Raw genomic sequence first — 25,942 nt, forward strand, 5'->3', positions numbered from 1 at the left:
TAATCGTAGGCCACCGGCCTACCATGGACCCCATGAGCAGGCAACCCGGCGACATGCGGCCCGGGGGTGGCCCTGGGCTTCCCGGGGGGTCTAACCAGGTAAACAGCAACTGGCGGTGGGTGGCCGTGGTCCTCGTGACCGTGGTGATCCTCGCGGTTGTGCTGTCCAACATGCGGACCAACAGCAACCCGCCAACCCAGAGCTACGGCGCCTTCTACCAGACGTTGACCTCCGGGCAGGTGAAGTCGGCCACCATCAACAAGGACTCTGGTCACATCACCTACACCAACACCAATGGCCAGGAGTTCTCCGTCCAGGGGCCCAGCGTCAACACCAACTCCCAGGCCCTGCTGGACTACCAGAAGAACATCAAGGACCTGAAGTTCAACAATTCGACCACCAGCGCCTGGGCGGTGGTCATCCCATACCTGCTGTACGGGGCCGTGATCATCCTGCTGTTCGTCTGGCTGTCGCGGCGCGCCCAAGGGCAGATGAGCGGGATCATGTCGATCGGCCGCTCCAAAGCCAAGGTGTACACGACCGAACGCCCGAGGACCACGTTCGCTGACGTCGCCGGCTACGAGGGCGTCAAGCTGGAGATCCGCGAGGTCGTCGACTTCCTCAGGTCCGCCAACCGCTTCAAGGAGATCGGGGCGAAGATCCCCAAGGGCGTGCTTCTCGTCGGCCCGCCGGGTACCGGCAAGACGCTGCTGGCCCGGGCCGTCGCCGGCGAGGCCGGCGTACCGTTCCTGTCGGTTACCGGTTCCGACTTCATGGAGATGTTCGTCGGAGTGGGTGCGTCGCGGGTGCGGGATCTGTTCCAGACGGCCCGGAAGCAGGCGCCGGCGATCATTTTCATTGACGAGATCGACTCGATCGGCCGCAAGCGCGGCGCCGGTCTGGGCGGCGGTCACGACGAGCGCGAGCAGACCCTCAACCAGATGCTCGCCGAGATGGACGGGTTCGAGACGACCGAGGGCGTCGTCATGATGGCCGCGACCAACCGGCCGGACATCCTCGATCCCGCCCTGCTCCGACCCGGACGCTTCGACCGCCAGATCGTGGTGCCTCTCCCCGACCTCGAGGAACGTCTGCCGATCCTCCAGGTGCACTGCAAAGACAAGCGGATCGCGCCCGACGTCGATCTCCACGTGGTCGCTCGTGGGACACCGGGCATGAGCGGCGCCGACCTGGCGAACCTGGTCAACGAGGCCGCGCTTCACGCCGTTCGCCGCGGTGCGACTGCGATCGCGATGGAGGACTTCGAAGCCGCGCGCGACCGGGTGCTGATGGGCCAAAGGCGCGAAACGACCGTGCTCTCCGACAAGGAGAAGGAAGCGACCGCCTACCACGAGGGCGGCCACGCGGTCCTCGCCTATGTGCTGCCCGACGCCGACCCCGTCCACAAGGTGACCATCCTCCCCACCGGCATGGCTCTCGGCGTCACCCAGCAGCTGCCGATCGAGGAGCGCCACACGTATTGGCGGGAGTACATCGAGGACGCGATCTGCGTGATGATGGGCGGCCGTTGCGCCGAGCAGACGATCCTCGGGAGCATCTCGACCGGTGGTTCCAACGACCTGCAGAGGGCGACCGAGATGGCCCGGAAGATGGTCCGCGAGTTCGGCATGAGCGAGCGGATCGGGCCGATGGCATGGGGCCAGGAAGGGCAGGTCTTCCTCGGTGAGGACCTCATGCACGCCGCCCGTGACTACAGCGACGTGACCTCCCGGGTCATCGACGAGGAGGTCGAGCGGATCCTGCGTGAACAAGAGGCCCGCGCGGTCCGCCTGCTGCAGGAGCACCGCCGCGGCCTCGCCGCAGTCGCCGCCTCCCTCCTCGAGAAGGAGACCATCGACGGCGCCGAGGTCGGCCGCCTGGTCGACCAGGCCTTCGGGCGGCCGGTTCACGAGATCGGGGCGCCGGTGGTTCCCAGGTTCTCGGAGGTCGGTGCCGCCGGCGACGGAGGGGCCTAGGCGCCTTCCGCCGGCGGGTTGGGGCGGCGGCGGGTTGAGGTGGCGTACATGAGGGTCTTTTGGCCGCCCATTTCTGGGCGGCGCCGGCGTCTGGGCAGAGCCCGGCCAGTTTGGGCGTGAGAATCGACCGTCCGCCGTCGAATTCCACTCCCGAACGCGAAACTTACGCCCAAACTCTCCTGCTGGCCGCCCCGCCCACGCCCTGCCCTCGCCACCCCGCGCCCATCCGGCCCCCCACGCCCCTCGATGTCGTAACCCAACAGGGCAGAGTTATCGGTCGGAACGAGCGGGGAACCCGCCTAGGAAAGCGGCACACCCGACCCCAAGCCGACACCAGGGGTGCCGATTCCGTAGATGTCGTACTCGGCATAGATCGGCATCGGAGATTTCACGACGAGCGCTACTTCCAGCGCCGAACGTCCCTGGTTGATGTGCACCGCCACTCGCCGGCCGGGAGCAAGCGAAACGGGTGTCTGGCCGGCGAGCGCCACTTCGGATCCGCTGCTGAGCATGTCGATGGTCACTTGAACCGCCTGGTTGGTCGGGTTGTAGAGGACGACCCAACCGTCGTGGCTCGAGTCGGCGTAGCTCGCCCCGAGCAGCCAGCGCTGCGCGGGAACGCGCGCTCCGAGCATGTCGCCGAGTCCGCTCCAAGACGACGGGCTGGAGGCGGCCACGACCCTTTCCGCCACAACCGCGACTCCGTTGGTCGACTGCAATACGGCGGCGTGGGTGACACCGGCCGGTATCCGGGCCTGCTGGTCCGACTCGATCGGGATCACCTGGTCCGGCGGCACCGAGAGCTCGAAGGGCTCGGCGATTCCCTGGTCGAGCTGGACGGAAAGGCGGACGTCGGCAGTGACCGGGCCGGGGTTGTAGATGACGTACTGCTCGCCGACGCCGTTGCCGGCCTGACCGTCGGCCCAGACCCAGTTCGTGGACGGGGACGGCGCCCCGAGGGTGACGGTGACCCCAGGGATCGGGGTCGCCGGGTCGGCCAGGGGGTTCGAGGCTGCCGGCGTCCCGAGGATGGCGGCGCCAGAGGGAGGAGAGGTCACCCACTGGGTCTTCCATGCGACGACTCGGCCGGTGCGCGCGGTGACCGTAGTAGCGATCTCCTGGCGCCGGCGGAGGTGATCGCCGAGGTTGACGGCAAGCATGCCGCCGCGGGGCACGATCAGGCCCTGGTCCTCGACCGGCATCTCGATCCCCTGGTCCGTCGTGAAGGACAGGTCGACCACGCTGTCCGAGGGATACGGGTTGACGAGGGTGAGCTCGACCCCGGCATTCACGAGGGTCTGGCCGGCGGCGAAATACCAGTGCGACGAGCCAGAAGTCCCGCACGGGGTTGCGGTGACTCCTCCCGGCCCGTTGACGAACTGTTCGACGGAGGTGGCTCCCGAGTCGACATCGACGCTCGCGCCGATCCAGGGGGCGCCCCCGGGAACGTCTTCTGTGACTGCCTGCCGGGACTTCGGGCCGACGGTGACGGTCACCTGGTGGCGCTGGCCGTTGCTCGTAATCAGGTCCACGACGGCATTCGTGGCCGTGTTCCCGCTGTTGGCGATGACCACAGAAGCTGGGGCGTAACCGCCCGACGTGTCGGTTGCGCCGCCGCAGAACCACGACGAGGAGAGCGCCTTCGCCGGCGCGGCCACGGGCACCTGCTGAGCTGCTGGCACGCTGGCCGGCGAGGCGGTCGTCTGCGGGGACGCCGCCTTGTCGATCAGGGCCCCGGCGACGAGAGCGGCGACGACTGCGCCGACGATCGGCGCGCGTGCCACCCCGCCTCCGAGACGGTGTCGTCCGGTCGGGCGATCTGCGCTCTCCGGGCCGTCAGCGTTTGCCGAGGCGACCCCTTCATGGCGTGCCCCGGGCGAGTGCGGCGGCACCTGGTCAGACATCGGCCCACACCTCGTCGCCCTTCATGTCCTCGGCCCCCAGGCTCGACGATGACGGCCCCGACCGCCAGTTCCTTCTGTCGGCAGCCGGGCTCACCGGGACGAACCATTCGGGCCGGACGACCTCGGGGTCGACGTCCTCGTTGCGGCGCTTGCGGATGTCGAGCGTGACGAATCCCAGTGCGAGCAGCCATAACGCGATCTCGACCACTTGGGCGGCACGGATCCCCAACGGGGACGGCGCGTGCAGGGTCGCCCGGACCAGACGGGGCGCTCCGCCCGACGCCGCCGTTCCCGCGCCACCGCCGCCCGCACTCCCACCGCCCGGGCTCCCACCACCACCCGGCACCTTGAAGCGCATGCCCCACCCGAAGCCCGGCCTGGGCGACAACGAGGACGACCCGACCTGGAGGTTCCAACCCCCGTCGCGGGTCGACGCCACGTACACCGTGGAGCCCGCCGCGACCCGACCGCTAGTCACGTTCCCGGGGCCGGTAAGCACGGGAACGGCACCACTTAGATCCAGCTGCTGCAGCTCGACCCTTCCGGCGGCGCCGGCACGTGCCACCGCGAGAGCCGACTCGGGCAGGGCGGCCTTGACGGGCATCCACGCCGCGTTTCGGTAGACCGTGTAGTTGGAGTCGACCTGGTCGACTACCTGCATGTCTGTCTGCAGCGACAGTCCCTGCAAAAGCGAAGCGGGAGGCGGGGTGGCAAACCCGCCGGCGCCGGCGGGCGCGGTGTGGTTGGGAACGACCACGAACAGGACCCCGGCGGGAGCGAGAAGGTGCCCGAGCTTGGTGGTCAGCCTTCCTTCCACCAGGCGGACGTCGGAGGCAAGTTGACCGGCCGCACCGCGCCGTCCGGTGACCCACAGGTCCCCGAGGTTCGGCGGGCCGTCGTAAGAGGTTCCGTAGGCAACCCCGGTCGAAAGCTGGTAGCCAGCCAACGGGAGGGCATCTGGAGAACCGACCCACAGAACCCGGTAGTCGCCATGGGCGGTGTCGGGAAGGAAGGGCAGCTCCGAGGCCGGATCAGCCGACGGGACTTGCCAGCGACCGGTTTTCGTCGCAGCCAAGAGCGGGACCGCGGCGAGGGCCACGGCGACGGCCGCGATCCCGGCGGCCAGCTGCCGCCAACCGAACCGGTAGCCGGGAAGGTCGAGCTCGAACGCCGCCGCCCCCAGCGCCGCGGAGCCTGCCAGAGCGGCCGCTGCAGGCGCCAGCACCACGTCGGGGGGCAACGCCGGCACCCACCCTCGCGACCCGGCCCACGCCGCCGCGAAACAGAGCACCGCCACCGACCACAGCCGGGCGGCCCAAGCGAGACGCCACCCTCGCCCTATGAAAAGCGGGAGCGCCGCCACGACCAAGAGCGCCCATCCCAGGACCCCGTGGCCGAACGGACCGGTCTGGAACCGGAGCACCGCGCCGAACCCGAGCCGCCCTCCCGCACCCAGGGACGGCCCCGCAGTCGACACCCTGCTGCCCAGAACCGTTCCCGACCAGGGCAGCAAAAGCACCACCGCGCCGAACGCCGTCGCCAACCCGAGCAGGAACATCCGGAGCCCCCCGCCCGGCATTCCTGCCAGGGCCGACCCGGCGAGTAATCCGAGTGCCACCAGCGGAACCACGAACAACCACGACGGGGCGACCGCCCCGACCACCGCCACCAGGACCGCTAGAGCAGCCGCCCTCGCGTAGATCCTCGAGACGGGGGTAACCGGGAACGGAACCTGCCCGGACAGCCGGCCCAACCACCCGATCACCCACGGCGCTGCCCCGAAGGCGAGCAGGGCACCCCAGTGCCCTCGGGCCAGGGCGTTGTACGGAAGGGGACAAACCGCGTACACCACGGCCGCTGCCACCTTGCCTCTTCGCGACCCCCACCATCTCGCCGCCCGGTAGGCGCCGAGCGGTCCGAGCACCAGCGGCCCCAGGACCACGACGTGCTGCAGCACGCCGACCGCGCCGAACAGCACGGTTCCGAGGAGCGCGAGGAGACCCACGGCCGGAGCGCTCGGTGTAGCCGCTCCGAGCCCGGCCGTCTGCCAGGTGGACCACCACTGGCTCCACATCGGGCCGATCCCCGTCGACGTGTTCGGAATGTGGCCGACCGCCGGGATCTCCCGTCCGAGGAGGCTTCGAGAGCCGACCAGCAACACGATCGCCACGACCAGCAGGATCAGCATCGCAAGCCGCCGGTCGGCCGAAACGGGCGTCGTCTCCGGGTCGGTTTCCGGCGTCGCGTAGACCGGCACCTCGGTGGGCTCCTCGTAGCCCGTCGGCTGGACCCGCTTGACCACTGGCGCGGGCGGGAGGCCCTCCCGGACCCCTTCGATCCTGGCTCTGATGAAGCCGCGCAGGCGGGCGTTTCCGCGGCTCTGCAGCTTGCGGATGGCAGCGTCGCCAACCCGACGGTGCCGTTGCAGCGCATGCCTCGCCTTCCAAAGCCTCCCAGGCTCCCGCAACCCGCCGAAGAACGATGAAAGCGTCCGACCCGCCTCACCCGGGCGCCCCTGCACCAGGCGGGTGGCGGCTTCACCGAGGATCCATGCCACCGACAGCGGGAAGATCCACGCGACGTCGAACCACCGGTAACAGGTGAGGAGGGTCCTCAAGCGGTTGCCTTCGGCGGCCGCCGCGGCCCGCCGGCGCCCCTGCAGGGTCCCCCATCCCGCCCGGACGCCGCGCTTCACCGCCTGAAGGTGCATGACTCGGGCGGCCGGAACCACCGTGATCCTGCCGCCGACCACCCGTGCCCTCCAGCACAGGTCCAGGTCCTCGCCGAACTGGTCGATGGTCTCGTCGAATCCACCCAGGGCTTCGAACAGGTCGGCACGGACGAGGCTCACCCCCGCCGGAGCGACCAGCACTTCCCGGACGCCATCGTGCTGCGCCTGATCCAACTCGCCCGGATCAACCAGGTCCTGCAACACCCCGACCTTGTCCGCGGTCGCGCCGACGGCGAGCAGGCGCTCGGGGTCCTCCCACTCGAGGTACTTGGGGGAGGTGATCGCCGAGTTGGACCTGAACGCCTCCTCCAAAAGGAGTCGGACCGCGTCGGGGGCGAGTATGACATCGTCGTGGCAGAAGAGGTAGTGCGACGCCCCCTCCACGAGTTGGCGCACCTGGTTCGCGGCGCGTCCGAACCCGACCCGCTTCTCGAGTCGCCAAACGAAGGCGCCCGGAAGCACGGAGTCCACCAGCGGGGTCGGGTCGACGGCGCTTGCGGAGTCGACCACGACGACCGACACGTTGGGGTAATCCTGAGCCGCCAGCGACGAGAGCGCCTGCTCGAGCCAGGGCCCTGAATCGCATGTAACAACGACCGCCACCACGGCTGGTGCGGGCGGCTGAGAATCCGGCTGCATTTTGGCGGGCCAGCCTAGTTGGCGGGTATATGACTATGGCTGCAGGCGAGGGCGGTATCACGCCCGCTACACCGCCGCAGTCTGTGACAAACGACACGACGTTGGGTGCTTGCAGAGTGCTTGCAACTGTTATACATTCGGTACTGACAGCAAGCATTAGCAAGCCGCCAGCAAGCATCCGCCCCCCGGCGAGAATGCCGAGGTGGCAGCCCAGGAGGACGAATGCCTGACATCACCTTCCCGACCTTCCCGCAAGTCGACATCAACAAGGCCGCGACCGACGTGAACAACGCGTTGAAGGACACCGCGTACGTTGCCGTCGGGCTCGGGGTTCTCGGCTTCCAGCGGGCGCAGGTCCGCCGGGTCGAGCTGACCAAGCAGATCGACGAGTTCGGCAAGCAGTTCGAAGCTCAGCTCGCCAACATCGGCGACCTGCCCACCACCATCAGCAAGCAGATCGAGACCTACCGCAAGCAGGCGATCAGCCAGTACGGGCAGTTCGGCGAGCAGGTCAGCGAGAACTTCTCGTCCGCCGGCAAGGTCCTCGAAGGACAGGCGGAAGCAATCCGCCTGCAACTGACCGGGCTGGTGAAGACCCTCGACGAGCGGCTCCAGCCGGTCCGTCGCCAGGTCGACGAGCAGTTCGACCGCCTCGAGGAGCGCCTGCCCGAGAGCGCCAAGTCGGTCGTCCAGACCGTCCGGGCCGCGGCTACTACGCCGGAGCAGCTCTTCCGCACCGCCGTCGGCCTGTAACACCGGCCCGGCTGGGGCCCCAACCCCAGCCTCCTCCGGAGCACGGGGACCCCAACCCCGTCCCCGGCCGTAACAACCGGCACGGCTGGGCCCCGGCCCAGTCCCGCTTATCCCCCCGCTGGCTAGCGGCCGGCCGCCGAAGCGGCCGGCCGTTTCCAGTACCCGACAACATCGGCGAGGGTCTGATCCAGGTCGACCTCGGGTCTCCACCCGGTGGCGGCGTGCAGCTTGGAAGGATCCCCGCGCAGTTCCGGGATCTCCACCGGACGGACCCGCTCCTGGTCGACGATGACCGGGAGATCGAGACCGGCGACGCGCAGCAATCGCCCCGCCACCTCCCGGATGCTCACCGCTGTCCCGCTGCAAACGTTGTAGGCCTGGCCCGGCTCGCCCGCATCGAGGAGCATCCGGTAGGCGCGCACCACGTCCCGCACATCGGTGATGTCCCTTCGGGCATCGAGGTTCCCGGTATAGAGAGCGTCCGCACCCGATGCCATGGCTTCGGCGACCTGCTTGGCCAGCGCCGGCACGACGAAGTCGGGCCTCTGCCCGGGCCCGGTGTGGTTAAACGGACGCACCCTCACGACCTCCAGCCCCTCCCCCAACCAGGCCTGGATGCCGGCCAGCTCCGCCGCCGCCTTGCTCGCCGCGTAAGGGCTTACCGGGGCGAAGGGCGCATCCTCTCCGACCGGAAGCTCGGAAGGGCGCACCCGCCCGTAAACCTCGGAGGAGCTCACCAGCAGCACCCGGGGGCGCCGGGCACAGCCGAGGGCTGCCGCCATCACATTGACCGCCCCGATCGTGTTGACCGTGTAAGTCGCAGGCTGGTCGACCCACGACGCCGAAACGCTCGCCTGCGCCGCCAGGTGGCAGATCGCGTCTGGTTCGGCCCGCACGACGGCCCTGGCTATAGCGGGTGCGTCGGTGACGTCGGCTTCGACGTCGAGCCCCACGGCCTCGTCGCCGTTCGACTCGAGATGGTCGAGAAGCCAGTGGCCGACAAAGCCCTTGCTGCCGGTGACGAGTACCCGCACGACAACCGACGCTAGTGCCCCGCGACTTCCGCGTAGACGGCCCGGATACCGCGAAGGGTGCTTTCGAGGGTGAGCTCTCGGCTGCGCGCCACACCCGCCTGGGCGAGACGCGTGCGCGCACCGTCGTCGTCGAGCAGCTCCTCGATGGCGTCCACCCAGGCTTGCGGCGAGGACGGCGACACCAACTTGGCTGCCCCGGCGGACACCTCGCGCATCGCCGGGATGTCCGAGGCGACTACGGGGGTTCCCTGGCTCATCGCCTCCACCACCGGAAGGCCGAAACCCTCGTACCTGCTGGGAAACGTGAACAGCGCGGCGCCGCCGTAAAGCGCCCACAGCTCCTCCTCGTTGACCCGGCCGATCTGGCGCAGCGAGTCCCCGAGCGCGGCCCGGTCGGCCGGGTCCACCAACCCGTCCTCCAGCCAACCCGCATACCCGGCCACAACCAGATGCACATCAGGGTTGGCCCGTCTTCGGCGCAGCTCGGCCATCGCGGCGAGGATCGTGCCGACGCCCTTCCTGGGCTCGAAACTCCCCAACCACAGGACGTACATGCGGTCGGTCAGCCCGAGCGCACGCAGGATTCGGGCCCGGTGCTCCTGTTCGAGTGGCATCGGCTCGACACCGTTGTGAACCACGCGGATCCGCTCCGGCTCGATCGACGTGTGCTCGGCGATGTCGGCCGCCGAGGCGTCGCTGACCGTGAGGACGATGTCCGCCCTCCGCTCCGCGGCGCGCAACCCGAGACGGTGGAAGTGCCGCCCGCGCCGAGGAAAGCTCTCCGGAAAAAGCTCCGAGGCGACGTCGTGAACGGTCACCACGAGAGGAACCTGGGGATGCGGCGGAACCGCGACGGACGGTGCGTGCACGAGGTCGGTATCCAACGAGCTCGGCAGGCGCGGGCGCCCAAAACGCAGCCAGCTCTCGTACAGGACCGGTCTGGTGAGACCAAGAATTGTCGCCGGGCCGGCCGTCGCCTGATCGCTGACACCCGCGGCCCGCAGAGCTGCGTTGACCGTTCGGCGAGGGTGCCGCGCGGTGAACGCGACTACCTGATCGTCAGGGAACAGCCGCGGAAGGCCGCTCAGGATCTGGGCGGTGTAGCGACCTATCCCTCCTGGAGAGTGGTAAAGCAGCTGCTCGGCGTTGACCGCGACTTTCACCGGGAGCCCGCGATCTCTTCGTAAAGCGCGCGAGTTGCACTCGCTGCCGCGTCCCACGTGAAGCGCGCGACCCTGTTCTTCCCCTTCTCGACGAGTTGTTGCCGCAGCCCCTCGTCACCGAGAACCCGAGCGAGCGCGCCCGCCAAAGCATCGGTATCTCCCGGCTCGACCATGACTACTGCGTCGCCGGCGACCTCCGGCAAGGCGCCCGCTGAAGTCGCAACGACAGGGACGCCGAACGACATCGCTTCGAGCGGCGGGTAGCCGAAACCCTCGTATATCGACGGGTATGCGAAGACCTCCGCTCGGGAGACAAGAGTGCTCGCATCGCTCACCCAGCCGAGGCGTTTGATCTTCGCGCGGTTTGGGGATGATCGGATCGCCGCGTCGAGGTCATCCTCGCCCCACCCCGCGGGACCGGCGATCCACAGCTGTAGATCCGGATGGGACGACGCGATCCGGTCGAACGCGGAGACCAGGCCGGGGAAGTCCTTCCTCGGCTCCGTCCTACCAAGGCCGAGTATGTACGGCGGGCCGCCTTGGCCGCCCGTCGAGACAGCGGCGGGCGGGTCGAGCCCGGGCGGGATCACCCGGACTCTCGACGGCTCGACACCGAAATGGTCGACGATCTCCCGCGCGACCGAGCAGGCCCCGGTATGAACCCACGCGCCTTGCCCGATCGCCCGCTCCACCAGCTGGGGATACCGACGGCTGGTGGCGGTGCAGAGCTCCGGATAGCGCACCGCGGTCAGGTCCCACACGCTCACCAGCCGGGCGGCGTTCCGGGCTGGCGGCACGACATAGTTCGTGCCGTGCACCACGTCGATGTCGCCGGTCCACAACTCGACGGGTGGCATGTCAGCCCGGGCCCAGACCCGGAGAAGCGCCGCGGCGGGCATCGGCCCACGCGCGGGCTTGGACCCTTCGGGCAGGGCTTCGCGAACGCGGTGCCAGCCGCCGGCGGTGAGCCCGTAGCCGACGAGGGTCAGGTCGTCCCGTGCCGCGAGCTTGCGAACCAGCCCGCTGACTGCTCGTCCGATGCCGGTTCGGTCGCCGGCAAGCGGCGTGGCGTCGACGGCGACGGTCAACACGGCCCCGAAAACTAGCCCGCCGGCGCAGCCTGACCGTCGGGATAGGGTTTCCCGGTGATAGTGGCGCTGGCCGGAGGTGTTGGTGCAGCCCGGATGCTGCGGGGCCTGGTGTCGGTTGTCGAGCCCGGGAGCGTCACCGCGATCGTGAATACGGGCGACGACACGGTGATGCACGGCCTGCACGTCAGCCCTGACCTCGACACGGTGACATACACCCTCGCCGGCATGATCAACCCGGATACGGGCTGGGGTCTGGTAGGGGAGACCTGGTCGGCGATGGAGCAGCTTCGGGCCTATAGCGCCGGACGGCTGAGCTGGTTCAACCTCGGCGACAACGATCTCGGTACCCACCTTTACCGCACCGCCAGGCTGGCCGAGGGCGCCACGCTCTCGCAGGTCACGAGCGAGATCGCCCGGCGCTGGGGTGTGGAGGTACGGCTGGTTCCGATGTCCGACGACAGGGTCGAGACCCGAGTCGTCGTCGCTGACGGCGATGCTGAAGGGGAATCAGAGAGCGAGATCGGGTTCCAGGAGTACTTCGTGGGCCGCCGCCATGACGTGCCGGTCAGGTCGATTCGCCTGGCCGGCGTCGAAACCGCGTCAGCCGCACCCGGCGTTCTCGACGCGATCGCCGAAGCCAGCCTGCTGGTCATCTGCCCTTCCAACCCGATCGTGTCCATCGGTCCGGTGCTCGCCACGGGAGGCATCGGGGACGCGGTGAGGGCGAGACGCGAAGCCTGCGTCGCCGTCTCGCCGATCATCGCAGGGCGGGCGTTGAAGGGCCCGGCCGACCGGATGCTCGAGGAGCTCGGCCATGAAGCCTCCGTGGTGGGAGTGGCCCGCGTGTGGGCGCCGTACGCGTCGACGTTGGTGATCGACGAAGCGGACTCGCATCTGGCAGACGGCGTGGAAAGTGCGGGGATGCGAGTCGTCGTCACCCCGACGGTCATGACCGGTCCGAGCGAAGCGGCAGCTCTGGCTCGAGTCGTCGTCGGTGAGGCACTCGCCAGTGGCGGTCGCTGACTTGCTTCAAGAAGGGCGGACGCCTCGGGGCTTGACGATCACGCCTGTTGCCGGGCTCCCCGAGATTCGCCCGGGGGATGAGCTGGCGGCGCTCATCCTCGAAGCCGTCAGGCTCGAATCAGGTGACGTCGTGGTCGTCACCCAAAAAGTGGTGTCCAAGGCCGAGGGTCGCCTCGTCGGGATCGACCCCGACGACCCGGTGGCTCACAAGGACCTGGTACGCAAAGAAGCGGTGAGAATCCTCCGCCAGCGCGGGGACCTTCTCGTGACCGAGACCAAGCAGGGCTTCGTGTGCGCCAACTCGGGCGTCGATCTGTCCAACGTCGAGCGAGGCTGGGCGGCCCTCCTGCCGGTCGATCCCGATCGTTCGGCCCGGCGGATCAGAGACGGGATACGCGCCCGCTCGGGCGTGGAGGTCGGCGTGATCGTTTCCGACACGTTCGGCCGCACGTGGCGGCAGGGCCTGACGGACGTTGCTATCGGCACCGCCGGAGTCGCGGCAGTCGTCGATTTACGCGGCAGTCCCGACGCGCTGGGCAGGGAGCTCGCCGTGACCGAGGTATGCGTCGCGGACGAGCTGGCCGGTGCCGCGGAGCTGGTGATGGGGAAGTCGAGCGGCGTGCCCGTGGCAGTGGTACGGGGGGTCGACCCTGCCTGGCTGCGCGAATCGTCGGTTCGCGCCGAGATCGTGCGCCCGTACAGCGAGGACCTGTTCCGTTAGGGCGCCGGCCGAGTCAGTCCGGCCGAGTCAGCCCGGCCGAGTCAGTCCGGCTGCGCTCGGAACCAATCGATCACCGACGCTGCGCCTTCTTCGAGAGACGTCCACGGCGACCACCCGAGATGGATCCGCGCGCGCGAAGGATCGAGGCAGCTGCGCTCGAGCTCACCGGGTCGGGCTGGAGCACGGACAGGAGCCGAAGTGACTCCGGCGTAAGAAGCCATCGCTTGGTACAAACGGTTGACGCTTGTTTCGGAGCCGGTTCCGATGTTGAGGACAAGCCCACCGCCGCGTTCGGCGGCACGGGCGAAAGCGTCGACGACATCGTCGACATAAACGAAGTCGCGCGTCTGCTTCCCGTCGCCGTAGATGGTGCAGGGATGTCCTGACAGCATCCGGCCGGCGAAGATCGCGACAACGCCGGCCTCGCCGTGAGGATCCTGTCGGGGTCCGTAAACGTTGGCGAGAGCCAGCGAGGTGAACTCGAGATTGTGCAGCTCCCGGTACGCGTAGAGATAGTCGCTGACCGCCTTTTTCGCCACGCCGTAGGGGGAGATCGGGGTCTGCGCATGGGACTCTTTGACAGGGAGATCCGACGGGTCGGGATCGCCATAGATCGTCCCACCGCTCGACGCGAACACGACCTTCTGCGCACCCGAGGAGCGCGCTCCTTCGAGCATCCGCAGCGATCCGATGATGTTCACGTCGGCATCGAACGCTGGATCCGCAACCGAAACCCGAACGTCCGCTTGAGCGGCGAGGTGAAACACGACGTCCGGGCGGCACCGGTTCATGAGCTCGATCAGATCGGGCGAGCGAACGTCGAGCTGATGAAAGCTCAACCGGCCGAGCTTGGCTTTGCGCGCGTCCGAGAGGTTGGCGAGCGAACCGGTCGAAAGGTTGTCGACGACATCGACGGTGTTGCCCTCGGCGAGCAACCTGTCCACCAAGTTGGACCCGATGAACCCGGCCCCGCCGGTAACCAAAGCTCTCATTCGTTTGAAGAAGGCAGGCGACCACCGACGATCTGATCGTTCGCCGGCACGACCGCTTCGTCTCCGATGACGGACAGGTCGGCGACAACGGCGTCTTTTTCCACCACAGCGCCTCGACCGAGGATCGACGACGTTACCTCGGCGCCCGCGCCCACGACCGCTCGATCGAACAGGACCGATTCGTGCACCACGGCGCCGGCTCCGACCTTCACGCCGTCGCCGATCACGCTCGAGGTGACCTTCGCTCCGTCTTCGATGTCGACGGCCGGACCCGGAGGGGCCACGTAGCGCAGATTCGCAGCCAGGTACGTCGCAGGCGTCCCCGCGTCGACCCAGTAGGCGTCGGACGCCAGGGCGTACAGGGCGCCGTCCTTGGCGATCGCCGGGAACGTCTCCCTCTCGATCGAAACCCGCCGCCCGGTCGGAATGCGCTCGATGACCGAGGGCTCGAGGACGTAGGTGCCGGCGTTGATCAGGTTGGTGGGTGCCTCGTCGCGAGCGGGTTTCTCGATGAACTCGATGACCCGCCCCTCGCGGTCGGTGGGCACCACCCCAAACCTGGAGGGGTCCTCGACCGGGGTGAGCGCGATCGTGGCTTCGGCTTCCCGGTCCTTGTGGAACCGGATCAGCTCACCGACGTCGAGGCAGGTAAGAACGTCGCCGTTCAGGACGGCGAACGTATCGTCGATGCCTGCTTCGCGCGCGGCGAACGCGATGGCTCCTGCGGTGTCGAGCGGCTCCGCTTCGACGGCGTACTCGATCGCGAGGCCGGCGCATCGGCCGTCGGGATAGGCCTTCAGGAACGCGTCCGGCTTGTAGCCGAGCGAAAGGACCACGCCGGTGATCCCGTACGACCCGAGCCTGCCGATGACCCGCTCGATCATCGGCTTCCCGCCGACCGGCAGCATTTGCTTGGGCGTGGTGAAGGTGAGGGGTCGGAGACGGGTGCCCTCGCCCCCTACGAGGACTACGGCCTTCACTTCTTCGTGGTGGTCGGCGTCGTAGTGGTTGCCGGGGTGGTCGACGACGAGGAGGCCGAGTTGTTCAGGTTGGTGTTGACGTAATCCGGCGGCGGCGGGATCTTCGACGCGTCCGCAGCAGGAACGAACGCGATCGTGATCAGGATCTGATCGTTGAGGGGAACGTCGCGCGGGTCGAGCTTCGGCAGCTGTCCCTTTTTACCGTTGTAGAGCTGCCCCACCGTCGCGCCGGCGTAGGCAAACTGCTTTACGTACACGTGCCCGGGCTGGGCACCGCACTTGCTGCCGTCCTGGTAGAGGGTTCCGCCGGGCACCTGGAGCTCGGCTGCGTTGAGCCTCATACCGACTGCCGAAGCGAACTTGCCCAGGGTTGCGTTCTTCCCGGCGGCCGCCTTGACCTTCGGCTGGATGAGGATCACGCCCGGTGCGGAAGGCGCGGTCGTGATCCCTTGCGGGTTACCGGTCCTGGTTATCGCGTCGACGAACTTCCCGCATTCGTAGACGCCGTAACCCTCGTGCCAGGTGGTGCCGACGGTAGGCGGAGTCCCTCCCTTCTGGTTGATTTGGGAGAGGCGCCGGTCACGGCTGGTGACGGTGCCGACCACGCCGAGGACGACGATCAGGGCGATCACCCCGAAGTAGGTCCAGGGGGTGCGTCCGCGGTACGTGCGCCCGCCACCGATTCCCGCCGCGCGCGCGACTTTCTTGTTCGAGGAAGCCTTGCCCATAGCGTCGCGTCAGGGTAGCGGCCGCGGCGCAGCCCCACCGGTCGGCGGAGAAGCAGGGGGTGTGCGGGACGCGGTGGGTCCGCCGACCCGGTGGAGGGCAGCGGCCACCGCCAGCCGGGCCAGCAGGCCGACCCCTACTGCGGGAAGCGCGACCCGCCTCGACCCCTCGGTGGTCCGCCACGCGAAACGCCAGAGCGAGCGATGGTGGGCAGCGAGCATCCGGTACGGGTGACGGTCCGCGGAAACCCCCTGCACGTGGAGCACCTTCGCCGCCGGTTCGTAGGCGACGTCCCAGCCGGCGCGACCGATCCGCCAGCAGAGGTCAACGTCTTCCATGTACATGAAGTAGTCGGGATCGAAACCGCCGACCGAATCCCAGGCGGTGTGTCGCACCACGAAGCACGCTCCGGAAACCCAGTCCACCTTGGCCAGCTCCCGGTGGTCCCAGTCCAGCAGGCGGTAACGGCGGGTGAACCGGTTCCTGGGCGCCACCAGGCCCAGGAGCCCGTGACCGATCGCGTCGACCATGTCAGGGAAGGTCCGGGCCGAGGGGTAAAGGGTGCCGTCCGGATTGGTGATCGCCGGACCGACGAGGCCGACGGAGGGGTCGTTCTCGAGGACCTCCACCAGCTTTTCAACCGCACCCGGGAAGATCTCGACGTCGGGGTTGCAGATCAGCAGGTACTCCGCTGATTTGGCGACCGGAGACTGGGCTCCCAGGTTGGCGGCGCGTCCGTACCCGAGGTTCGAGCCGGCCGGCAGCCAAACAGCGTCCTCCGTGTCGACGATGGCGCGAGAGTCGTCGGTCGAGTTGTTGTCTACGACGACCGCTTCGCTTATGCCGCTTTCGGCAATTGACCGAAGGCAGCCGGTCAAGTGGCCGGCCGCGTTGTAGTTGACGACGACCGCGGCCATCCCGGTTTTGGGGCCGGCCGGGCCTGGGCCCGGCGTCACGACGTAGGGTCGAAGGCGAGCCGGCACTTGAACCAGTCGACGGTTGCGACGAGCCCGTCGCGAACCGGCATGCTGGGCTTCCATCCGATTTCGCGTTCGGCGATAGTCAGGTCGGGCCGGCGCTGGGCGGGGTCGTTTTCCGGACGCGGGGAATAGGTGATCTCGGACTCGGAGCCGGTCAGCTCGATCACCAATTCAGCGATCTCCTTCACGGTCCGCTCGTCGTCGCTGCCGACATTCACGGGCGATCCATACCCACTTGCCAGCAGCGCCAGCAACCCGTCGACCTCGTCTTCGACGAAGCACAGGCTGCGCGTCTGCGAGCCATCCCCGTAAACGGTGAGCGGCATACCGCGCAGGGCCTGGGTGACAAAGTTCGACACGACCCGCCCGTCGTCCAGTCGCATTCCGGGACCGTAGGTGTTGAAGATCCGGGCGATCCGAACTTCGAGTCCGTACCTCCGGTGGTACGCCATCGTGAGTGCCTCTCCAAACCGCTTCGCCTCGTCGTACACCGACCTGGGGCCGATCGGGTTGACGTTGCCCCAGTAGCTCTCCGGTTGAGGATGGATCGCGGGATCGCCGTACACCTCGCTCGTCGACGCTTGAAGAAACCGCGCATGATGCTGCCGGGCCAGCTCCAAGAGGTTGGCCACCCCGCTGCTGCCGACGCGGAGGATCTCCAGCGACAGCGGTCCGAAGTCGGCAGGTGAGGCGGGCGACGCGAGGTTGATCACCGCGTCCAATGGACCTGCAATATCCACGCCGGCGCTGACGTCGGTTTCGATGAACGAGAACGCAGCGTGCACAGACAGTTCCTTGACGTGCTCGGTGGAGCCGGTCACGAGGTTGTCGATGCAGATCACTTCGTCACCGCGGTCGAGAAGCTTCAGGCACATCGTCCGCCCGATGAAACCGGCCCCTCCGGCGACAGCTACGCGCACTACGAACGTCCCATGCCGGCGTACGAGCAGCCGGCAGCACGAGCATCGTGCGGTTCGATGACGTTGCGCGCGTCCACGATCGCAGGCGTGGTCATCGCGGCCGCGACCTTTCGAAGATCCATGTCTTTGAACTCGGGCCACTCAGTAAGCACGACCAGGACTCGCGCGCCTTCGCACGCCGAATAGGGGTCGTCTGTGACGTCGATGCGCAACGACTTGAGGCTGGGGTTGTCCGGATCGGGCAGGGTCGGATCGTACGCGCGGATCGACGCGCCTTTGGCCGCAACGTGGCGCAGAACAGAAAGCGCCGGCGACTCACGGAGGTCGTCGGTCGCAGCCTTGAAGGTGAGGCCCCACACCGCGACCGTCGAGCCTTGGAGGTCGCCTCCGGCTGCTTCCTCGACCTTGTTGGCCACCCGTAGGAACTGCTCGTCGTTGGCGGCGATCGCCTCCTTCAGAAGGCCGAAGTCGTAACCGTGATCCTCCGCGATCCTGATCAGTGCATTCGTGTCCTTCGGGAAGCACGAGCCCCCCCAGCCGGGACCGGGGGAAAGGTGGTCTGCCCCGATCCGGCGGTCGTAGCTCATCCCCCTGATGACGTCGACTGCATCGGCTCCGACCGCGCCGCAGAGGTTGGCAATTGCATTCACAAAAGACACCTTCGCGGCGAGGAACGCGTTGCACGCGTACTTGATTGTCTCGGAGGACGCCGCATCGGTGATAAGGATCGGGGCGGCGAGCGGCTCGTACAGAGTTGCCACCCGTTCCGCGGCCGCCCGGTCGTCACTGCCGATCACCACCCTGTCGGGGTTCAGCCAGTCGTGAACCGCGCGGCCTTCGCGCAGAAACTCGGGGTTGGAGACGACGGCCGTATCGGGCCGATTAAGCGCTGCCACGACGACGCCCACCGAACCCACCGGCACGGTCGACTTGGTGACCACCACCGCCCCAGGTTTGAGCCGCGGCGCGATCGCCTTGGCGGCGTCCTGGACGAAGCTCAGATCCGCGGAGCCGTCCGCTCCCTGCGGGGTCGGCACACACAGGAACACGAAGTCTGCTCCGTCAGCCGCTTGGGTGGTGTCGGTCGTGAACGAGAGCCTCCCGGAGCCGACACCCTCCGCGAGGAGCTCCGGAAGGCCCTCTTCGAGGATCGTCGGCAAGGAGTTGCTAAGCATGTCGACCTTGCGCGGATCGATATCAGAGGCGATAACCCGGTGACCGAGATGCGCCAGGCACACCGCGGTCGTCAGACCGACGTACCCGGTGCCCACAACAGCGATTCTGGCCGGGCTCATGACGCGACGAGTGCCTTCACTGTCCGCTCGAGCGGTTCTCGGTAGTCGGGCAGGAGCGGTATACCGCTTGATCGGAGGGCCGTGTTGTCGAGCACGGAGTTCGGTGGTCTCCTCGCGGGTCGTGGCGGATCGAGCTGGTCGGTCCTGATCGGTTCCACGCGGGAAGCTTCAAGTCCTGCAGCCCGGATCACATCCCGCGCGAACCCGAACCAGGTGGTTGGACCCTGGTTGGTGACGTGGAAGATCCCCGGCAGCTTGGCGACGCCCAGCCTGGCCAGCATGGTCGCCAGGTCCTCGGTGAAGGTCGGGCAGCCACGCTGGTCGTCGACGAAACGCAGCGGGGCTTCGCTGGAGGCTGCAAGCCGAAGGACGGTCTTCAGCATGTTCGAGCCGTTGGCCCCAACCACCCACGAGGTTCGCACGATCGTCGCCCCTGGGAGGAGCCCTTGTATCTCCTGCTCGCCGCCGAGCTTCGACCGTCCGTACATCGAGATCGGATTGGTCCGGTCCCACTCGGTATACGGGGCCGGCGAGGTTCCGTCGAACACGTAGTCGGTCGAGACGGCGACGAGATGCGCCCCGGTCAGCGCGGCGGCCTCGGCCACGTGCCGGCAGCCGAGGGCGTTCACCCGCCACGCCCTGTCGGGATCCGACTCGCAGGCATCGACGGCGGTCCAGGCGGCCGCGTGGATGACGAGTTGAGGGTCCACGGTGGTGACCGCAGAAAGAACCTGGTCCCGGTCGCCAACGTCGATCATCTGATGGGTCGCGGCGATGACCTCGTGGTGTCGCTGGCTCCCGAGCAGCCGGACCAGCTCGGTCCCGAGTTGCCCGCCGGCGCCGGTGACCAGGATCCTCATTCGAGGTGGCTCGCGTTCGCCCCTGTCGGCGACGGCGTCAACTTCAAGGGCTGGAACTTCAAGGGCTGGAACTTCAAGAGCTGGAACTTCAAAGGTTGGGCCGTCAAGGTGCGGTCACGCCCTCGACCCGACCGGAGCGCCGGCGGCCTTGAGCGGCTCCCACCACCACCGGTTGTCGCGGTACCAGGCGAAGGTCTCCTCGAGGGCGTCGTCGAGCTTGCGGGACGGCTCCCAGCCGAGACCCTGGACCTTGGTGATGTCGACCGAGTACCGACGGTCATGTCCCAGCCGGTCCTCGACGTAGAGGATCGACTCCTCGCCGGCGCCGGCCAGGGCGAGCAGCCGCTCGGTGAGCTCGCGGTTGGTCAGCTCGTTGCCCGCCCCGATGTTGTAGGTCTCGCCGGGTTCGCCGGACCGCAGGACGGCGTCGATCGCGGAGCAGTTGTCGTCCACGAACAGCCAGTCCCGCCTGTTGAGGCCGTCTCCGTACAGGGGTACCTGCTTCCCGTCGAGGAGGTTGGTGACGAACAGAGGGATGACCTTCTCCGGGTACTGCCAGGGTCCGTAGTTGTTCGACGAGCGGGTGATGACCACGGGCAGCTCGTAAGTCGAGAAGTACGACCGGGCGATGAGGTCCGAACCGGCCTTCGACGCGCTGTACGGCGAACGGGGGTCGAGCGGGTCGCTCTCCAGGCTGTGGCCCTCAGGTACCGAGCCGTAGACCTCGTCGGTCGACACGTGAATGACGCGAGATGTGCCGGCGTTCCGGCAGGCGTACATGACCGCGTTCGTCCCCACGCAGTTGGTGACCACGAAATCCTCGGGCCCGGTGATCGACCGGTCCACGTGGCTCTCGGCGGCGAAGTGGAGGACGGCGTCGTGGCCCTCGACGGACCGGGTGAGTGACTCGAGGTCGCAGATGTTGGCGTGGACGAAGCTGAACCGGTCGCCGTAGTCCCGTTCGACGTCGGCCAGGGTGCTCCGGTTGCCGGCGTAGGTGAGCGCGTCGTAGACCGTGACCTGGTCGTCCGTGTGCGCGAGAACCCACCGGACGTAGTTCGACCCGATGAACCCGGCGCCGCCGGTGACCAGTAATTTCACCCCACGAGGATAACCGGAGGGCCGCCGGCGCCCCCGGGCGGGCGCTGCGGTGGAGCCCCGCCCGCCTCGCTGATGCGTGCTCGATGTTCCGCCGGCACTCCGTCTGGGCTTTCTGGGCGTAACTCTTGCGTTCGGGTGTGAAAACTGCGCAGATGATGCCGATTTCTACGCCCAAACGTGTCTTCACCGACCCAGACCGACTTCGAGACGCGCCTTCGAGACGGGCCTTCGAGACGGGCCTTCGAGACGGGACGGCGTCAGGCCGGCTTCGTGTTAGGCCGGCTTCGTGTCAGGCCGGCTTCGTGTCAGGCCGGCGAGTCGGGCCCGACTCAGTACAGGTCGATCGTCCCGTGGTCGCCGACCATAAGCCTGGTCGCCTTGGGGCGGCGGTCGCTCCGGGTCACCTCGACGTGATGGCCGAGCAGTGAGTCCTCGATCCGCCCCGCCCCGAGGACCTGACAGTCGTCGAGGATCACCGAGTGCTCCACTTCGCTGCGGTCGATGATGCACCGCCGGCCGATCGCGGTGAAGGGTCCTAGGAAGCTGTCCTGGATGGTCGTGCCGGCGCCGATGATGACCGGGCCGCGAACCCGGCTCCGGACAACAACCGCCCCTTTTTCGACCACGACCCTCCCATCCAACTCGGACGCCGGGTCGACCTCCCCCTCCACCCTCCGCTCGATCGTTTCGAGGATCAACCGGTTCGCTTCGAGCAGCGGGGTGAGCTTCCCTGTATCGATCCACCATCCCTGGAGGACTTCGGCACGAACGCGGTGTCCGTTGTCGACGAGCCACTGGATGGCGTCGGTGATCTCGAGCTCGCCACGATCCGAGGGGCGAATCGATGCGACCGCGTCGTGGATCGTCGGGTCGAAGAGGTACACGCCGACCAGAGCGAGATTGGAAGGCGGGTCTTCGGGCTTCTCGAGCAGGCGGACGACCGCCCCGTCGTCGCGGAGCTCGGCAACCCCGAACCGGTGAGGGTCGGGCACCTCTTTCAACAGGATCTGGGCTCGGGGAACTTCACCGGGGCCGTCGAGAGTCGGCGACAAGGCTCGCCGGCGGTCATCCTCGAAGTTGTCGACGAAGTCCTTGAGGCTCTGCTTGAGGAGGTTGTCTCCGAGGTACATCACGAAGTCGTCCTCGGCGAGGAACTCCCGGGCGATCAAGACCGCGTGGGCGAGGCCGAGCGGCGCCTCCTGCGGCAAGTAGGTGACCGACACTCCCCACGAGGACCCGTCCCCGACGGCGGCCCGAACCTCGGCTGCGGTGTCGCCGACGACGATCCCGACCTCCTTGATCCCGGCGTCGGCGATCTCCTCCAGGCCGTAGAACAGGATCGGCTTGTTGGCGACCGGGACCAGCTGCTTGGCCCGAGTGTGGGTTATGGGCCGGAGCCGCGTCCCCGCGCCACCAGCGAGGATCAGCGCCTTCACCCCAACGACGATACTGGGGCAGGGTCGTCGCCCTGGGTCACGCCGGCCTCAGGTGAACCACATCGCCGGCAGAGACGGCGACAAGCGCCGGCGCCCCTTCGCCGCCTTTGCCGCCCGGGCCGCCCGAGCCACCCCTGCCGCCCGAACCAGCCCTGCCGCCCGAACCAGCCGAACCAGCCGAACCAGCCGGCCGGACGATGAGCCTTCCCTCGTCGTCGATGCTCTCGGCGACGCCCACGAGCCGCGACCCAACCTCCTCGACCTCGACTTCTCTACCGACGGTCGAGCACTCGCTCCGGTACCGGGCAGCGACAACATCCCAGTCCCCGATCAGCCCGTCGAATTTTCGCAGCCAGGCGGCAAGGAGGTCGGGCCGCCCGACTCTGCGTCCGGCCAGCTGATCCAGCCACACCGACCCCGGCGGGCCCGAATGCACGTTCAATCCCATGCCCACGACCAGGGCGCCGGCGGTCGACTCGGCCAGTATTCCGGCCAGTTTGCGGGGCAGGCCGCCGGGTGGCAGATCGCCTTCCACACCTTCGGGCTCGATCAGGTCGTTCGGCCACTTCAATTCCGGACGGACGTCGGCGACCTCGGCGCAGGCGTCGCGGGCAGCCAGTCCCGCCGCTGCCGTGACCAGGTGCCACCGGGACAAGGGCAGATCGCTCGGGCGCAGCAGGAGCGAGACGAGAAGCGCATCACCGGGCTCCGCCTCCCACGTGCGATCGAGGCGGCCACGGCCCGCGGTCTGAAGATCGGCGGCGACGACCACCCCCTCTTGGGCACCCTCGGCCGCCATGTCCCCTACGACCCGATTCGTCGAATCGGTCACGTCGAGAAGGCGGATGTCGCCGAATCGGGTGAACGCCGCTAAGTCCGCGCGAACTCGCTCGTCGAGGAACACGGCTGACAGAATGCCTCCTCGTGCTCACAAAGGTCCTGATAGCCAACCGGGGGGAGATTGCCGTTCGGGTGATCCGCACATGCCGCGAGCTCGGTATTGCGACTGTCGCCATCTACTCCGACCTCGACCGCGAGGCACTGCATGTCCGCCTCGCCGACGAGGCGTACTCCCTCGGCGGCCAGACCGCCGCTGAGAGCTATCTGGACACCCAGAAGATCCTCGACGTCATCTCTCGCTCCGGTGCCGATGCTGTCCACCCCGGATACGGCTTCTTCTCCGAGAACGCCGACTTCGCGAGGGCCATCCAAGGGGCTGGAGTCATCTGGATCGGACCGCCCCCCGAGGCCATCGAAGTGATGGGAGACAAGATCAGCTCGCGCTTGGCGGCACAGCGGGCCGATGTCGCCGGTGTCCCCGGGACGACCGAGGTCCTGAAGTCGGCCGACGAGGTGATCGCCTTCGGCGAGGCGCACGGCTGGCCGATCGCGATCAAAGCCGCTTACGGCGGGGGCGGCCGAGGCATGAGGGTCGTGCGTCAGGCGTCCGAAGCCGCCGACGCGCTCGAATCGGCACAGAGAGAGGCCGAGAAGGCCTTCGGGCGGCCGGAGAGTTACCTCGAGCGCTACCTGACCTGGCCGCGACACGTCGAGGTGCAGGTGTTCCTCGACAGCAAGGGCAACGCGGTGTACCTCGGCACCCGTGACTGCTCGGCTCAGCGGCGCCATCAGAAGCTCATCGAGGAGGCGCCGGCGCCGGCGATACCCGAGGCGACGCTTGCGGCGATGGGAGAGGCGGCGGTCAAGGTCGCCAAAGCATGCGGGTACGTGAACGCCGGGACCGTCGAGTTCATCTACCAGGACGGCGACTTCTACTTCCTCGAGATGAACACCCGGCTCCAGGTCGAGCACCCCGCGACAGAGGCGGTCACTCGCATGGACCTGGTCGCCCTCCAGATCCGGATCGCGAACGGCGAGCCCCTCGGATTCGCGCAGAAGGACGTTCGATTGAACGGGCACGCGATCGAGGTTCGGATAAACGCTGAGGATCCGGCGGGCGGACGTTTTCTGCCATCTCCCGGCAAGATCACCCGCTTCCGCAGTGCCAACGGCTTCGGCGTCAGGACCGACGCTGGCTACGAGGAAGGCGACACCGTCAGCCAGTTCTACGACAACCTCATCGGCAAGCTCATCGTGTGGGGAACCGATCGCGAGGACGCCCGCCGGCGGACCCTTCGGGCTCTCCGGGAGATGGAGATTCAAGGACCGGCGACGACGATCCCGGCAGACATCGCGATCCTCGAGCATCCGGACTTCGTCAAAGTCGAGCACTCCACCAACTGGGTCGAGCAAAAGCTCGATCTCTCCGGTGTGTCCGCGCAACCTGCTCAACCCGCGCCGACCGAAGAAGGCGAGCCGGCCCGCGTCCAGCGCGACGTCGACGTGGAGGTCGACGGAAAACGCTTCCAGGTGAAGCTGTGGGTCCCGGACGTCGGCCCGGTTTTGGCCGGAGGTGCTTCGGCCGGCGCGGCTGCACGGGCTCCCCGCGCTCCGAGGGCCGGAGGGGGCCACGGGCACGGTGGCTCCGGCGGCAGCGGGCAAGTGACCGTCCCCATGCAGGGAACCATCGTCAAGGTCCTGGTTCAGGTGGGCGACGAGGTCGAAGTCGGTCAGGCCGTAACCGTCCTCGAAGCCATGAAGATGGAGAACAACATCACGGCCGAGGCGTCGGGCACCGTCAAGGAGATCAAGGTCAAGCCCGGTGATGCGGTCGGCGCCGGCGACGTCGTCGTCGTTATCGAATGAATCCTGTTACTTCAACACGTTGACCGCGCGAGCGATCACGAACGCGACCGTCAGCAGCGCGACCGCCGACTGAACCAACATAAGCATCTTCGCCCAGCGCGACAACGGCATCGTGTCGGTTGGGCTGAATGCTGTCGCGTTCGTGAAGGAGACGTACAGGTAGTCGATGAAGTTCGGCTTCCACTCGGGCGGCGCGAGGCTCGGCTGAGTCATCTGCGGGAACAAGAAGTCGGGGTACTGGCGGGTCCCGTGCGCGCGAAGAACGGGGCCACCACGATCCCACTCCCAGTACCAGAGCGCGAAAACGATGATGTTGGTGATGTAGACGCTCGCGCCTCGAGATATCAGAACGGACGCGCTGTCTCCCTCCTTGCCGTTGATCAAACCGTCGATGAGCCTTGCGGTTGCCCACGCGTTCGCGAGGGAGATGAGAGCGATCAGCGCGACGCTCGCTGCCCTCACCGCGTCCGACGTTCGGTTCAGCCTTCGAGGGTTGTACGTGGTGAGTCCGATGAACAGCAGCCCCTCGAGAGTCGGCAGCAGCCACCCCGGGCCGATCACGAGTCGTGAAGGCAGAACCAGCTGGAGCGCAATGGCGACAGCTATCGCAGCCGCGATCGGCAGGCGATGCTCCCCTTCGGTCGCTCGACGCCACGCGGGCACCAGGCCCTGCTCGACCGCCTTGGTCACACCGATGACCTCCGGGGCGGTCTCTTGCTCGATGCGCTTGAGGTGCTCCTGCAGACTCTCGACGAGCCGGTGCAGAGAATCCTCAGGAGAGACCGGGTCTACTGGCATCCCGTCACCCCGCTCAACCTACTTGTTCGGCCTGCGAGTTGCGTTGTCCCTCCGAGTTGCGGTGTCACAGCCATGGGTGTTGCCTCGTCAGAGAGGTTGAAAACGAGAACTCA

At 67.7% G+C, this 25,942-nt stretch carries 21 protein-coding genes; 5 read left to right on the forward strand and 16 right to left on the reverse strand.

Annotated features, from left to right (window positions below; genetic code table 11):
* The first annotated feature begins 32 nt into the window (after positions 1 to 32).
* Complete coding sequence (ftsH, locus tag VFZ97_03325; GenBank protein ID HEX6392445.1) at positions 33 to 1,976, forward strand: ATP-dependent zinc metalloprotease FtsH; 1,944 nt, start codon at positions 33 to 35, stop codon at positions 1,974 to 1,976.
* 299 nt (positions 1,977 to 2,275) lie between these two features.
* On the opposite strand, the gene VFZ97_03330 is transcribed toward ftsH, so the two are convergent.
* Positions 2,276 to 3,880, reverse strand: a complete 1,605-nt coding sequence (locus tag VFZ97_03330; GenBank protein ID HEX6392446.1) for a DUF5719 family protein — start codon at positions 3,878 to 3,880, stop codon at positions 2,276 to 2,278.
* On the reverse strand, positions 3,873 to 7,250 hold the full coding sequence (locus tag VFZ97_03335; GenBank protein ID HEX6392447.1) for a glycosyltransferase: 3,378 nt from the start codon (positions 7,248 to 7,250) through the stop codon (positions 3,873 to 3,875). Before VFZ97_03335 ends, VFZ97_03330 begins: the two co-directional genes overlap by 8 nt.
* 222 nt (positions 7,251 to 7,472) lie before the next feature.
* On the opposite strand from VFZ97_03335, the gene VFZ97_03340 reads away from it, so the two are divergent.
* A complete protein-coding gene (locus VFZ97_03340) occupies positions 7,473 to 8,003 on the forward strand; it encodes a hypothetical protein (protein HEX6392448.1) in 531 nt (176 codons plus the stop codon).
* Positions 8,004 to 8,125: 122 nt separating this feature from the next.
* Here the strand turns inward: VFZ97_03340 and VFZ97_03345 are convergent, their stop codons facing one another.
* Genes VFZ97_03345 through VFZ97_03355 form a run of 3 tightly spaced genes read right to left on the reverse strand, consistent with a single transcriptional unit; the run spans position 8,126 to position 11,291 of the window.
* Positions 8,126 to 9,037 carry a GDP-mannose 4,6-dehydratase gene (locus tag VFZ97_03345; GenBank protein HEX6392449.1) on the reverse strand — a complete coding sequence of 304 codons (912 nt, stop codon included), beginning with the start codon at positions 9,035 to 9,037 and terminating at the stop codon, positions 8,126 to 8,128.
* An 11-nt stretch (positions 9,038 to 9,048) separates the two neighbouring features.
* Entirely contained in the window at positions 9,049 to 10,200 is a 1,152-nt protein-coding gene (locus VFZ97_03350; GenBank protein ID HEX6392450.1) for a glycosyltransferase family 1 protein, read from the reverse strand.
* Complete coding sequence (locus tag VFZ97_03355; protein ID HEX6392451.1) at positions 10,197 to 11,291, reverse strand: glycosyltransferase family 1 protein; 1,095 nt, start codon at positions 11,289 to 11,291, stop codon at positions 10,197 to 10,199. The genes VFZ97_03350 and VFZ97_03355 overlap by 4 nt, the downstream gene beginning before the upstream one ends.
* Positions 11,292 to 11,345: 54 nt before the next feature.
* Here VFZ97_03355 and cofD point away from each other — a divergent pair, with 54 nt between their 5' ends.
* Both cofD and cofE read left to right on the forward strand, forming a co-directional pair.
* Entirely contained in the window at positions 11,346 to 12,314 is a 969-nt protein-coding gene (cofD, locus tag VFZ97_03360) for a 2-phospho-L-lactate transferase (GenBank protein HEX6392452.1), read from the forward strand.
* Positions 12,301 to 13,035, forward strand: a complete 735-nt coding sequence (gene cofE / locus VFZ97_03365) for a coenzyme F420-0:L-glutamate ligase (protein HEX6392453.1) — start codon at positions 12,301 to 12,303, stop codon at positions 13,033 to 13,035. The genes cofD and cofE overlap by 14 nt, the downstream gene beginning before the upstream one ends.
* Positions 13,036 to 13,076: 41 nt before the next feature.
* Here cofE and VFZ97_03370 read toward each other — a convergent pair whose 3' ends face one another.
* From VFZ97_03370 to VFZ97_03415, 10 genes are all read right to left on the reverse strand, one after another.
* The gene (locus VFZ97_03370; protein HEX6392454.1) at positions 13,077 to 14,027 is read right to left on the reverse strand and encodes an NAD-dependent epimerase/dehydratase family protein; all 951 of its coding nucleotides are present in this window, start codon (positions 14,025 to 14,027) and stop codon (positions 13,077 to 13,079) included.
* Entirely contained in the window at positions 14,024 to 15,007 is a 984-nt protein-coding gene (locus VFZ97_03375) for an NDP-sugar synthase (protein ID HEX6392455.1), read from the reverse strand. Before VFZ97_03375 ends, VFZ97_03370 begins: the two co-directional genes overlap by 4 nt.
* The gene (locus VFZ97_03380) at positions 15,004 to 15,735 is read right to left on the reverse strand and encodes a hypothetical protein (GenBank protein ID HEX6392456.1); all 732 of its coding nucleotides are present in this window, start codon (positions 15,733 to 15,735) and stop codon (positions 15,004 to 15,006) included. Before VFZ97_03380 ends, VFZ97_03375 begins: the two co-directional genes overlap by 4 nt.
* Before the next feature lie 9 nt (positions 15,736 to 15,744).
* Complete coding sequence (locus VFZ97_03385) at positions 15,745 to 16,689, reverse strand: glycosyltransferase family 2 protein (protein ID HEX6392457.1); 945 nt, start codon at positions 16,687 to 16,689, stop codon at positions 15,745 to 15,747.
* The gene (locus VFZ97_03390) at positions 16,686 to 17,633 is read right to left on the reverse strand and encodes an NAD-dependent epimerase/dehydratase family protein (GenBank protein ID HEX6392458.1); all 948 of its coding nucleotides are present in this window, start codon (positions 17,631 to 17,633) and stop codon (positions 16,686 to 16,688) included. Before VFZ97_03390 ends, VFZ97_03385 begins: the two co-directional genes overlap by 4 nt.
* The gene (locus VFZ97_03395; GenBank protein HEX6392459.1) at positions 17,633 to 18,928 is read right to left on the reverse strand and encodes a UDP-glucose/GDP-mannose dehydrogenase family protein; all 1,296 of its coding nucleotides are present in this window, start codon (positions 18,926 to 18,928) and stop codon (positions 17,633 to 17,635) included. The genes VFZ97_03390 and VFZ97_03395 overlap by 1 nt, the downstream gene beginning before the upstream one ends.
* On the reverse strand, positions 18,925 to 19,788 hold the full coding sequence (rfbD, locus tag VFZ97_03400) for a dTDP-4-dehydrorhamnose reductase (protein HEX6392460.1): 864 nt from the start codon (positions 19,786 to 19,788) through the stop codon (positions 18,925 to 18,927). The genes VFZ97_03395 and rfbD overlap by 4 nt, the downstream gene beginning before the upstream one ends.
* A 114-nt stretch (positions 19,789 to 19,902) precedes the next feature.
* The gene (gene rfbB / locus VFZ97_03405) at positions 19,903 to 20,889 is read right to left on the reverse strand and encodes a dTDP-glucose 4,6-dehydratase (protein ID HEX6392461.1); all 987 of its coding nucleotides are present in this window, start codon (positions 20,887 to 20,889) and stop codon (positions 19,903 to 19,905) included.
* Between the two features lie 329 nt (positions 20,890 to 21,218).
* Positions 21,219 to 22,325, reverse strand: a complete 1,107-nt coding sequence (locus VFZ97_03410; GenBank protein ID HEX6392462.1) for a glucose-1-phosphate thymidylyltransferase — start codon at positions 22,323 to 22,325, stop codon at positions 21,219 to 21,221.
* Between the two features lie 37 nt (positions 22,326 to 22,362).
* The gene (locus VFZ97_03415) at positions 22,363 to 23,229 is read right to left on the reverse strand and encodes a biotin--[acetyl-CoA-carboxylase] ligase (protein HEX6392463.1); all 867 of its coding nucleotides are present in this window, start codon (positions 23,227 to 23,229) and stop codon (positions 22,363 to 22,365) included.
* A gap of 20 nt (positions 23,230 to 23,249) precedes the next feature.
* Between VFZ97_03415 and VFZ97_03420 the strand changes: the two genes are divergently transcribed.
* Positions 23,250 to 25,031, forward strand: coding sequence for a biotin carboxylase N-terminal domain-containing protein (locus VFZ97_03420; protein HEX6392464.1), 1,782 nt, complete (start codon positions 23,250 to 23,252; stop codon positions 25,029 to 25,031).
* A 6-nt stretch (positions 25,032 to 25,037) separates the two neighbouring features.
* Here the strand turns inward: VFZ97_03420 and VFZ97_03425 are convergent, their stop codons facing one another.
* The gene (locus VFZ97_03425; GenBank protein ID HEX6392465.1) at positions 25,038 to 25,829 is read right to left on the reverse strand and encodes a hypothetical protein; all 792 of its coding nucleotides are present in this window, start codon (positions 25,827 to 25,829) and stop codon (positions 25,038 to 25,040) included.
* Positions 25,830 to 25,942 lie beyond the last annotated feature (113 nt).

It is taken from the genome of Acidimicrobiales bacterium, assembly GCA_036378675.1.
Classification (GTDB): Bacteria; Actinomycetota; Acidimicrobiia; order Acidimicrobiales; family Palsa-688; genus DASUWA01.